The sequence below is a fragment of the Candidatus Chromulinivoraceae bacterium genome, from assembly GCA_035478595.1.
In the GTDB taxonomy this organism is placed as follows: Bacteria; Patescibacteriota; Saccharimonadia; order Saccharimonadales; family Saccharimonadaceae; genus CAMLKC01.
In genome coordinates this window covers 86,427-98,413 of sequence record DATIJL010000010.1, presented here as the reverse complement: position 1 = coordinate 98,413, position 11,987 = coordinate 86,427, and the positions used below count along the sequence as shown (strand labels likewise).

Genomic DNA, 11,987 nt, shown 5'->3' with positions numbered 1-11,987 from the left:
GAAATTATGCCTTGGCAGCCAAAAATTAGTGCTATAATAAATGGTAATATTGCTTATGGGAAAAATTTGACGTGACCAAAAGACCGAACAAATCACGCAGCGTGAGTCTATACTCCAATCTGGCTCACAAACGGAGAACCAAAAAGGATGCAGCGGCACGAAAAAAGGCCGAGTATCTTGCTAGCCTACCAAAACACCCCCTAAAGCGACTTCTTTATCGCCTTCATCCTAAGCGCGTAGCTGGCTATTGGTTTAGTAAAAAAGGTGGCATTATGGCGCTTAAGATTCTTGGAGTTGCCGTTCTGCTTACCGTCCTCAGTGTTGGGGCACTTTTTGCTTATTTCCGTAAAGATCTCGACAGTATTCGTCCGGGCGAACTTGCAAAACGCGTCCAGACTACTGTCACTAAATACCTCGACCGTAATGGCAACCTATTATGGGAAGATAAAGGCGACAGCAACTATACTCTGGTTGTAAATGGCGATCAAATCAACAATTACATGAAACAAGCAACCGTCGCCATTGAAGATAAAGATTTCTACAAACACGGCGGCATTAGTGTCAGTGGAACTATCCGCGCAGCTCTATCTGACGTCGGCGGCGGAAGTGTGCAAGGTGGATCAACGCTTACGCAACAGTTGGTTAAACAGGTATTCTTTGCAGATCAGGCTTCTGATCGTGGACTAAGTGGCATTCCTCGAAAGATCAAAGAAGCTATTCTTGCTATCGAAGTTGAGCGGATGTACGACAAAGACCAAATCCTTAACCTCTACCTTAACGAATCGCCATATGGAGGCCGTCGTAACGGTGTAGAATCCGCTGCAGAAACATACTTTGGCAAACACGCCAAGGACCTAACTCTCCCTGAAGCATCTCTTCTCGCAGCTATTCCTAACAACCCAAGTGTCTATGACCCGTACAACGTCGATGGACACAGCGCCCTCATTGAGCGCCAGCACAAAGTACTCGATAGTATGGCTGAACAGGGTTACATTACCCAAGCACAAGCCGACGAGGCAAAGAAATCCCCAGTACTTGATACTATCGTTCCTGAGTCTGATCAGTACAAAGACATTAAAGCTCCTCACTTTGTACAAATGGTAAAGTCCGAACTCGAGCAGAAACTCGGTAAAGCTACAGTTGGACGTGGCGGGCTTACTATCACGACCACTCTCGATATCCGTATTCAGAGCAAGCTTGAAGAATCTATGACGAACATGTTTAACAATAAATATGGCTACATAACTCCAAAGTATGGTGGCTTTAACGATGGTGCAGGTACGGTCGAAGATAATGCTACGGGCCAGATTCTCGCACTAGACGGTAGCCGTGACTATAATTATCCAGGCTTTGGTCAGAACAATGCCGCTATGTCATTCCTACAGCCAGGATCCAGTGTTAAGCCGCTCGTCTACTCACAGCTCTTTTCACAGCAACCTGCCGGTCAGCAAAACTATGGAACCGGAAGCATCTTAAGCGACGTTAACATTGACAACCTCTATGGCGCACCACTCCACAACGATGATAACAAGTTCCTTGGGAATGTCTCCATCCGTGACAGTCTTGCGCAATCTCGTAACGTCCCAGCGGTTAAAGCTATGTATATTGCTGGTGAGCAGCCGACGCTTCAAACAATCCGCAATATGGGTGACGCCTATTACTGTACACAAGGACAAGAAACTCAAGCCGGGCTATCAGCCGCTATTGGTGGATGTGGTACACGCCAAGTAGACCACGTTAACGCTTTCGCTTCTTTAGCCCGTGGCGGTGTCTATAAGCCATGGTCAACCATTCTCAAGGTCACCGACAGCCAAGGTAGCGTGATTGACCAATACCAAGATTCTAGCAAACAAGTTATCGACCCACAGGCAGCCTACCTCGTTAGCGATATCCTCACAGATCCTAACGCACGCAGGGCGCTCTTCGGCAGCATCACAACCGGCCTGAGCTATGGTAACACTGGCATCAAGACCGCAACAAAAACAGGTACTTCAAACATCGGCGATAGGCCAAAAGATGTCTGGATGATGACCTACAGTCCTGTTGTGTCTATGGGCGTGTGGCTTGGAAACGAAGATTCGACCCCACTTACCAATGGTAACTCTACAATGCCAGGACCAATCATCGACGCGGTCATGCGTTATGTACACCAGGACATCTACCAACCTCAGGGTCTTTGGAAACCGAATGACTGGATTACACGTCCTGCAGGCATCCAAACTATCAATGGCGAGCTTTACCCATCGTGGTATAACAAAGATCAAGGCAAGACAAACGCCAAGCTGAGCTTTGACAAAGTATCAAAAAAGAAGGCTACAAGCTGTACACCCGATGGCGCCAAGATCGATGTAGACGTTCAGAAGTTTACTGATCCGATTACTAAACAGGACAGTTACATTGCACCTGATGGTTACGACTCGACAAAGGATGATGACGTACATAAATGTGATGACGCCAAACCAAACGTAGGTACGATTGCCATCACTCCTGAAAGCGGCAACACCTACAAGATCAGCGTTAGCGTTGTACAGGGAACGTTCCCTCTTCAAACACTCCTCATAAAAGTTGGCGATACAATCGTATCTAACCAAACTATTAGCTCGAGTGGTACCTACACTGCCGATTACACCTTTACCTCAAACAGCACGCAGACAATTAGTGCCGATCTTACAGATGCAGGCTTCTATACAAGCACTGGTACACAAAGCTATACTCCATCAGGAATAACTAGCTCAGCAAATCCCGGTCATAATTGGAAACGATTGCTTCCATAAAGATAAAAACCACCTCATCAACGAGGTGGTTTTTATATGAGCTGGCTTGTTATTGATTTTGTTTATCAACGAGATCAAGCAAGCTAGCTTCGCGGTCTTGCTGACGACGTGGTTTTTGCTTACGTGGCGGCTGTGTTTGTTGCTGCACAGGTTTAGTTTGCTGTGGCTGACGATACGGTCGTGGCTGTTGCTGGACCTTAGGACGGTTCTCCTTTTTAGGCTCCTCAACCTGAGGCTGTGGCTTTGGAACAGGCTTTTTACCAGCTGGTTTATTAAATGCGGGTGGATTAAGATCACGCTGCTCGACTAGACGTGCAAACATCATCTTACCAGCAGCCGTTTGAAGACTGCGAATAAATTCTATCTCAACGTTTTTGCCAATGTATTTGTTGGCGTGTTCTACGACGACCATCGTACCATCACCAAGATAGCCGACACCCTGATGTGAGTCTTGACCTTTTTGAACAATATCTAAATGAATTCGTTCGCCTGGAAGGTGTGCCATGCGAAGACTTTGCGCCAGTTCGTTTACGTTTAGCACCGCAATACCCTCGACAACAGCAACTTTATTAAGGTTGTAATCAATGGTACAAATTGCACCACCATTCTTCTTAGCCAGTTTCAAGAGTCGCTCATCAACTCCTTCTTCCGCCTTGCTTCCATCTTGTAAAATAGAGACGTCAACTTGAGGAATATTTTGTAATTCCGTAACAACATCGAGGCCAAAACGAGCACGCATGCGCTTGTCGTGATCAGCATTATCTGCCAAGAACTGTAGCTCACCAATAACGCTGCGAGGAATTACTAGTTCCTCACCAATAAATCCTGATTTTGCAACGGCCACAATGCGACCATCGATAAGGACTGACGTATCTACGTATATTATGCGACCAGAGCGTCGATTAGCTTGACGTGGCAATTTAACCACTAAATAAGTTACTTCTGTTAAAACCGCTAATAGTACAACGGTAATAATCGTTTGGAGTGTATCCATATGTTTTTCTTTCTCCTGCTTACTGCAGGTAGTCTATGAGCGCCTGGCGAAGATCGCCGACACCCTTGATAAATGAGTTCTTCGCTCCTGTTTTAGGAGCAATTGCTTGAGTAAAACCAAGCTTTTTTGCTTCAGCCACCCGACGGTCATTGCTGTGTACACTACGAATTTCGCCGCCTAGACCGACTTCGCCAAATACGACAATGCTGTCGTCCAGTCTTTTTCCAGCAGCCGCACTGGCAATTGCCATACAGATAGCCAGATCAGCAGCGGGGTCGTTTAACTTTAATCCACCCACAACATTAATGTAAATGTCTTTATCAGATAAATTCAGTTTTGTGCGCCGCTCAAGCACGGCAATAAGCAGATTAAGCCGGTTAAGATCAAACCCCGAGGCTGTACGCTTAGGATACCCGAAACTTGTTGGATTGACAAGCGCCTGTATTTCGACGAGGAGCGGCCGCGTACCCTCAAGCGTTGCCATGACTACTGATCCATCTGCATTTTGGCGTTCCGCTAGCAAGGCAGCGGACGGATTCTCAACGATTCTTAGGCCTTGTTCGTACATTTCAAAGATAGCCGCCTCGTTTGTAGACCCATACCTATTCTTAGCTGCCCGCACTACCTTAAAACCACCGTAGCGGTCACCCTCGAACTGCAAGACAACGTCCACAAGATGCTCTAGTACTTTTGGACCAGCTATACTTCCCTCTTTTGTAACATGCCCTACGAGCACCACTGCGGCACCAGACTCTTTTGCCGCCCGAATAAGCACATTACTACTATTAGTGATTTGACTTACCGTTCCTGGCGCTGACGTAATTTCCTCAAGGCTGAGGGTTTGGATCGAGTCGATAATAACAAGTTTGTACGCGCCCGATCGAATAGTTGCGGCAATATCATCAGCACTCGTACTGGCAACAAAGTGTAGCTGCTCACTGGAGGAGGCGCCTAGTCTCTCTGCACGTAGTTTAACCTGCGAGGCCGATTCCTCACCGCTAGCATAGAGCACGGGACTACTTTTTGCTACATTGCTCGCCACCTGCAGTAGCAGTGTGCTCTTTCCGATACCCGGCTGACCAGCCATGAGCATAACCCCACCTGGTAGGATACCACCACCTAGAACAACATCCAGATCATCATAGCCCGTTGACATGCGGTGAACGGCTGATTCCATCGTGATAGACTGCATTGTTTGAGGAATAAGAGTATGACCGCTATGTGCGCTCTTGGCAACAACCGATTTACCGATCGAAGGGGCCGCCTGTTCAACTAGCGTATTCCATTCACCACAGTTTTCACAGCGTCCCGACCATTTTGGATAGACAGCACCACAATTTTGGCACACAAATTGTGTTCGAGATTTAACCATTACTCTGATTATAAACTAGGAGCAGGCGCGAGGCTACTGTTTATGCTCTGATTAAGTGCCTCAGATTGGCTTGCAACGTTGGCAAGTTGATCACGCAACGTATTATACTGCGAAATTTCGGCATTTATTTGCTGACGTTTGCTGTCAAGACTGTCTGCCCTGTCTACAAGCGAAGCACGTTGACTGTCGAACGTAGCTTTACTCGAAAATCCACCACTGTTCGCCTGCTGATTAAAGGCTGCGATATCATTATTAAGTATCGTAACCGCCGCGTTGTAATCTTGTGTTTGCTGCTGAATCGTATTGCCAAGCTGCGTGAGCTGCGCCGAAAGCGTATCACTTTGAGTCTGCAGCTGAGTAAACACACTCGCATACTGGTCATGTTCAGCTACAACTTTTGATCGATCTGTGAAGTATTTGCTGTAGTAATGTTCAAGATCCGGACTCAGCGAACCCACTTCTGTACCAATTACAGAGTGTAGCTCATTGTCACGCTGGCCCGGTTCGGTTCGTGCATAAAAAGACATTCGTTCAGCAAAATCTTTATTATCCTTTAGCTTGTTGTATTCAGACTCAAGCATGGTATCTACAGACTGTTTTTCACCATCGCTTAAACGCGCGTAGGCAGCATGCAGCATTTCGTGAGCCGCGGTCGTTTCTTTGATTCCATTCAATCTCGTATCTGTCACGTTATAGATGTAAATATTTTGACCATTATAACATCCCAAAATAGCCGTGCTCGTCTCCTGCTTACTGCAATTTTTATTGAAATCCTGAGCCGCCTGGACGGCCGGATGACTTGCATAAAAATAGAACTTGCCCGTATTGCTCATGCCTGAACTATCCGCTAATTGAGCAATCTCGCTGCTTGGTTGATATTGCCACACGCTCACTTGGTCAAGCACAACTTGACGGTTAACAAGAAGCAGTAAGGCAGCCACAACCGAAACTACCGTCGCCAGAATCCCTAAGAGAGCGCCGTAACTAGAGTGTCCTTGTTGTTTCATGTTGGGCATCAATTACTATCGTACCCTTCCTCGCGCTAATCTCCAATACGCTTCCTTTTTCATATTCGCCGCTTAAGATACCATCTGCAATTTGATGTTCGAGTTCATCTTGAATGGCCCTGCGGAGCGGCCGTGCACCGAACTTTTCACTGTAGCCCTTCTCAATCAGAAAACGTTTTGCGGTTGGCTTTACAACCAATTGGATTCCCTTACGAACTAGTCGTTCACCGAGTTCATAAATGAGATTATCAAAGATCTTACCAATTTCTTTGGAAGTGAGAGCTCTAAATGTCACGATAGCGTCAAACCGGTTAATCAACTCTGGGCGCATCATACGCGAGAGTGCCTCTTCAGCGACCGAAGCGTTTTCTTCGTGAACGACGTCTAGCTGCTCCTTGTCTGATTTAGTACTAGCATGGAATCCAAGACTCGATTCTTTCATCATACTTTCAGCACCAAGGTTGCTCGTCAAGATGACAATTGTATTAGTAAAGTCAACAACGTGACCTTTTGCGTCAGTTAATTTTCCATCCTCAAGTAACTGTAAAAGTAGCTGGAACACTTCTGGATGAGCTTTTTCAATCTCATCGAACAGCACGACGCTATACGGCTGGCGACGGATCTTGTCTGTCAGCTTGCCGCCGTCTTCATATCCGACATAGCCAGCAGGTGCACCAAGTAAACGACTTGTGTTATGACGCTCACCAAATTCGCTCATATCAATCTTTACCAGGGCATTGTCACTTCCAAAAACCTCACGAGCGAGAATGCGCGCAAGCTCAGTCTTGCCCACTCCTGTTGGTCCCATAAAGACGAAAGAACCAATCGGCCTCTTAGAGCTCGCCACACCACTTCGACTGCGCCGAATGGCGCGAGCAACCTTTGCGACTGCTTCTTCCTGACCAATAATGAACTTACCAAGATGTTTTTCGAGCCGGCGCAACAAACGAGCCTCCGACTTCTGAACACGCTCTGCTGGAATACCTGTCATCGTTGCGATGGCACGGGCGATGTCATCATCGGTTAACGCGACGGGCGTTTTACTCTCATAGTCCGCCTTCGTTTCGTCAATTTTTGAAGTGATTTGACTAATACGCGTTTTGTAGAGGGCAGCCCGCTCATAATCTTCACCTGCGACTGCTTCTTCCATTTTTTCATTGAGGTTTTTCAGCTGGCGTGTAAAATCACGAAGCTTGCTCGGTTTGCCACTAGCTTTTACTCGCACACGTGCCGCTGCCTCGTCGATAACATCTATCGCCTTATCAGGCATATAGCGTTCACTTACATAGCGATCGGCCATATAAACTGAGTCCTCTATAATTTCATCCGTCAACGAAACGTTGTGATACTTTTCGTAGTATGTACGAAGTCCCTTAAGAATAGCGACTGTATCTTTGAGTGTTGGTTCTGGTACAACAATGGTTTGAAACCTGCGCTCAAGTGCGGTATCTTTTTCAATATGTTTACGATACTCATCGAGCGTTGTCGCGCCAATCAGATGTAATTCTCCACGCGCTAGCGCTGGCTTCAACATGTTGGCAGCGTCAAGTGCACCTTCAGCAGCCCCGGCGCCAACCAATAAGTGCAACTCATCGATAAAGACAATAACATTCTTTTGCTCGCGCAACTCCTCGACTACTTTTTTAAGTCGCTCTTCAAACTCACCTCTATATTTTGTGCCAGCGATCATAGCTGCAAGGTCCAGCTGAACTACTTTTTTGTCGAGAAGATGATCTGGTACTTCCTCACGAGCGATACGCTGTGCAAGACCCTCAACAATTGCCGTTTTACCGACACCAGGCTCGCCGATCAGCACCGGATTATTTTTAGTACGCCGGCTCAGAATAGTAATCATACGATCTTCTTGCTCACCACGACCAATCACTGGATCAAGCTCACCTCGTCTTGCCCTTACTGTGAGATCAGTGCCGAATGTCTCAAGCGCTCCGTGTCGGCTCGCGTGTTGTTTTTTAGAGCGTGCCGTCGCCTCTTGCTCACCTTCACTCTCATACGCACCGTTCTGACGATCAAAAAACTCTTCAAGTTCACTTGTAATCTCGGCAACATCGACACTCATGTCACGGAGCAACACGGTTGCCCGGGCATTCTTTTGCGTCAAAATGCTATACAAGATATGTTCGGTTCCTAAGTAATCTTGATGGAACTCCTGTGCAATCTCCCAGCTCATCTTTAAAGTGAGCTTAGCTGTTTCAGACAAACCTTTTGCGCCCGTGCTTACAACAAGGGTGCGTGGAGTTAAATTAAGTGCAAGCTCCGCTCTATCTAGCGTCACGCCAGCATCGGCAAGAACCTTAGCACCTACTGACGAACCTTGGGCAAGTACACCAAGTAAAAGATGCTCTGTGCCAATATAAGCACTACCGTACCCACGAGCTATTGCGTCTGCATGCTGCAGACTAGTCCGGGCGTTATCGGTTAAATGCGATACGAACTCGGCGAAATCATCTGCCATAATTCTATTATCAATCCTCCCTGTGACGAGCGCAAGCGTTTTATCTGCCAATATCGTGCTCGCCTTTACTTTATCTAGTATATGACAAAATTAGCACTCAGGTCAATAGAGTGCTAATTTATTTTCAATACAAAAATAGCCGCTTTATCAGCGGCTATTTCTAAAGTGTAAAACCTACTCTTCAGCAGACTCTTCAACAGCGTTCAAGAGACTATCCTCGATATTTTTACGAGGTTTTGGCTCAGCTGGTTTTGGCGCTTGAGCCGTCTCGATGTCAAGTTCATAGCCAGTAAGACGACTCGCAAGACGGACATTCTGACCACCACGACCAATGGCAATTGACTGCTGGTCTTCGTTTACAAATACCTTAGCGCGTTTCGCAGTCTCATCGACCTCCACCTTAACAACTTCGGCTGGGCTTAGTGCATTTCGTATAAACTGCTCGGGCTTCTCATCAAAAGTGATGATATCGATCTTTTCTTGGTCACCGATCTCGTTCATAACAGCCTGGACACGCGTACCATGACCGCCTACAAATGTACCGACCGGGTCGACGCCTGGAACGTTACTGTGAACAGCGAGCTTGGTACGACGACCAGCTTCGCGCGCAATTGCCTTAATATCTACGGCACCAGCTTCCATTTCAGGAACTTCTTGACGGAAAAGGTATTCGATGAAGGCTTCGTTAGCACGGCTCAAGATAAGCTGTGGTCCACGGTTATCGCGCTCGATATCTTTAATAAAGACTTTTACACGTGCGCCGATACCATAGTATTCTCCCTGGATTTGCTCACCCTGAGGAATAATACCCGTAGCCTTGCCGAGCTCGACGCGCACTACGCGTGGCTCAACGCGTTGTACGATACCGGTTACAACCGTACCGATCTTATCTTCATACTCTTCAAGTACAACTTCGCGCTCTGCTTCACGTAGACGCTGCAGCACGACCTGCTTTGCGGTCTGGGCTGCCACACGGCCAAAGCTCTTTACCTCGTACTTTTCTTCGATAGTATCGCCAATCTCAGCATCTTTCTTAACCTTACGAGCATCCTCAAGGCTAATCTCGACTGCATCGGAGCCAACTTCTTCAACAACTTCACGTGCTACGTAGACCATAGCCGTACCATCGTTGATGTTCAGCTCAGCACGGACATCCTGGTCACGTTCGCCATTATCACGACGCCATGCTGCCGCAATTGCTTGCTCAATGACAGAAAGAACTGTCTCCTCTGGCAGGTTCTTCTCTTCAGCGATCGTACGTACAGAAAGCGTCAGTTGTTTAATGTTAATATCATCCATAATTGTTTCCTTCCTTTTTAGCAAAAAATCCGACCTGATGGCCGGAATGTACTATCTATAGTATACGCGAGATTTATTGTATTGCAAGCAAATTCTATGCGCAGCCGTCACTCCCTTCAGCTAGTAGCTAGAGGGAGTGACGGCGGCGCGACACCTGAATAATCAGATCATGCGGCCGCGAAAGCCCAGTGCACGCTGAGCGTCCGCCTGGGTGTACAGCGCTTCTCTGCGCTGTATTCCCCGTGACAGCGAAGGACGCTCCGACTGGCTGGCCGGAGGCTGGGACGGAACTGGGGGTTGGCTCTGGCTCTCGGGCGTGGGGTGAGACATGGCTGTCGGCCTCCGTGTCACAAGGGTCGAGACTACCGCTCGCGGCAGTCACTTGACGTGGTGCTAAGAAATGATGATACTCTTGCTTGTCTGTGACGTCAATCACACTTCGTTGTAATTTTAGCAACGAGACACATAGGGATTGTCCTTAATATAAAACCGCCACGGCTTATCTTTTGCTTGGCTAACGCCAATACGTGTTGTCGTTATAAGCTGGTCTTCTAAGAGCGGTGGCTGAGAAACAAGCTTTAGTGGAGCCTGCCGAAGATTATGGCCATTCATTGCTTTATTGATTGCAAGCGCCTTGCATAGCTTGGCTGGCCCGTTTGAGATTTCTACTCCCTGCTTTCCACTCCTATAGACAGACAATAGATCCTCACCCTTGAGGGGCTCAACCGCCCTAATAAGCACTGCAGCTCCAATCCCCTCCGAACCAACCGTTACATTACAGCAATAATGCATGCCGTAGGTAAAATATACGTACAAATGACCAGCCGGCCCAAACATAACATCTGTCCGAGGAGTCTTGCCCTTATAGCTGTGACTAGCCGCATCTGTTTGGTCATAGCTTTCGGTCTCGACAATTCGCACACGCACAATCTGGCCGTCAAGCTGGCGCTCAAGCATACACCCAAGTAGTAAAGGTGCGACTTCGCTTGCCGATCCTTCAAGAAAAGAAAAATCCATGAGCCGCTAGAATAACCCGATCGGGCCTCCCCTAAGATTTCTCTTTTGTTTTTCAAGATCATCAATTTGCGTCTGCGCATCTCGCTTCACCTGTTCTTGTTGTCGTTCAATATTAGCCGCCTCACGCTCTTTTTGCAGTGCCTCTTCCTCGGCCTGCTGTGCCTGTTGCTCTAGGTGACGCGCCTCTTCTTCTAACTGCACCACGCGATCATACTGAATTCGCGCTTCATCTTCGCTACCCCTCTCTTGATAGCCGGAAGCAGTTACTTTCGTCAGCTCAGCATCAGTAATTGACGCCTTAGCCCGAGTACGCATTTTGCCTGCCTCGTCTCGTAATTCACGTGCATTCATAATTTCGTCCTCCTTATACTACTAATTATAACGCTACGCACAGTTGGCTCTATTACAATTTGCACATTCATATTTTTTCTGCTACCGTAATCACGTCAGAGTACCATCCGCACAAGCCTGGGGTAAAATCATGAATGAGTCGGCACTCAACCTCGCCGTTCTCAGCGACACGCAGATCGCGACGATCGCGCTTAATGTCGGTGAGGCCACGTTCCATGCACTCTACGTCTCCGGAGTTACAGCTGGGCCGAACGGTCCTGATGCGCTGCACATGCGCGTCGGCACCGTCGTGGACGGCCTGTTCGTCCAGTGGGGCGAGCGTACGGTTGGTGATGGCGAGGCATTCGCTGTCAACACCGTAGGCAAGGCCAATACCGCCGCAGCCTACCGCATGAACTCGGATGATGCATTCGCTCAGTACGGCGAGGCGATTCCTGAAGGACCCGGTCGCTGGACCGGTGGCGTGTACGTCTCCGTATCCACCAAGCTCGACAATGACTCGCGGACCTCGCTGGACCCGAACGTCGCTGCCTGCTCGGGCGTACAGGGCGAACTCGACCGCGTGGTCAGCGCTGCAATCGGTAACACGGCAGCATCGTTGGTCTCACTGCGCGAGAAGGAGCGGACTATCACCGACCGGTCCTGACGTCAGCCGCGTGTAGCGCTTCGACCCCTCCGGGAGATCGAAGCGCTACACCGG

The 11,987-nt window shown here is 48.1% G+C and carries 10 protein-coding genes; 2 read left to right on the top strand and 8 right to left on the bottom strand.

What is annotated here, in order from left to right; translation table 11 throughout:
* Window positions 1-71 precede the first annotated feature (71 nt).
* Window positions 72-2,774, top strand: coding sequence for a transglycosylase domain-containing protein (locus VLG36_02660; GenBank protein ID HSW77675.1), 2,703 nt, complete (start codon window positions 72-74; stop codon window positions 2,772-2,774).
* Window positions 2,775-2,823: 49 nt separating this feature from the next.
* Here the strand turns inward: VLG36_02660 and VLG36_02655 are convergent, their stop codons facing one another.
* The 8 genes from VLG36_02655 to VLG36_02620 form a co-directional block, all read right to left on the bottom strand.
* A complete protein-coding gene (locus VLG36_02655; GenBank protein ID HSW77674.1) occupies window positions 2,824-3,768 on the bottom strand; it encodes a hypothetical protein in 945 nt (314 codons plus the stop codon).
* Window positions 3,769-3,787: 19 nt separating this feature from the next.
* Window positions 3,788-5,140: a DNA repair protein RadA gene (gene radA, locus VLG36_02650; protein HSW77673.1), complete on the bottom strand. Its 1,353-nt coding sequence runs from the start codon at window positions 5,138-5,140 to the stop codon at window positions 3,788-3,790.
* An 8-nt stretch (window positions 5,141-5,148) separates the two neighbouring features.
* On the bottom strand, window positions 5,149-6,147 hold the full coding sequence (locus tag VLG36_02645) for a hypothetical protein (protein ID HSW77672.1): 999 nt from the start codon (window positions 6,145-6,147) through the stop codon (window positions 5,149-5,151).
* Entirely contained in the window at window positions 6,125-8,620 is a 2,496-nt protein-coding gene (locus VLG36_02640; GenBank protein HSW77671.1) for an ATP-dependent Clp protease ATP-binding subunit, read from the bottom strand. Before VLG36_02640 ends, VLG36_02645 begins: the two co-directional genes overlap by 23 nt.
* Window positions 8,621-8,794: 174 nt before the next feature.
* Complete coding sequence (nusA, locus tag VLG36_02635; GenBank protein HSW77670.1) at window positions 8,795-9,919, bottom strand: transcription termination factor NusA; 1,125 nt, start codon at window positions 9,917-9,919, stop codon at window positions 8,795-8,797.
* Between the two features lie 127 nt (window positions 9,920-10,046).
* Window positions 10,047-10,355 (bottom strand): hypothetical protein, encoded by a 309-nt coding sequence (locus tag VLG36_02630; protein HSW77669.1) that lies wholly within the window; start codon window positions 10,353-10,355, stop codon window positions 10,047-10,049.
* A gap of 14 nt (window positions 10,356-10,369) precedes the next feature.
* Entirely contained in the window at window positions 10,370-10,936 is a 567-nt protein-coding gene (locus VLG36_02625) for a DNA-3-methyladenine glycosylase (GenBank protein HSW77668.1), read from the bottom strand.
* Between the two features lie 6 nt (window positions 10,937-10,942).
* Entirely contained in the window at window positions 10,943-11,287 is a 345-nt protein-coding gene (locus VLG36_02620) for a hypothetical protein (protein HSW77667.1), read from the bottom strand.
* 130 nt (window positions 11,288-11,417) lie between these two features.
* On the opposite strand from VLG36_02620, the gene VLG36_02615 reads away from it, so the two are divergent.
* Entirely contained in the window at window positions 11,418-11,933 is a 516-nt protein-coding gene (locus VLG36_02615; protein ID HSW77666.1) for a hypothetical protein, read from the top strand.
* The last annotated feature ends 54 nt before the right edge of the window (window positions 11,934-11,987 follow it).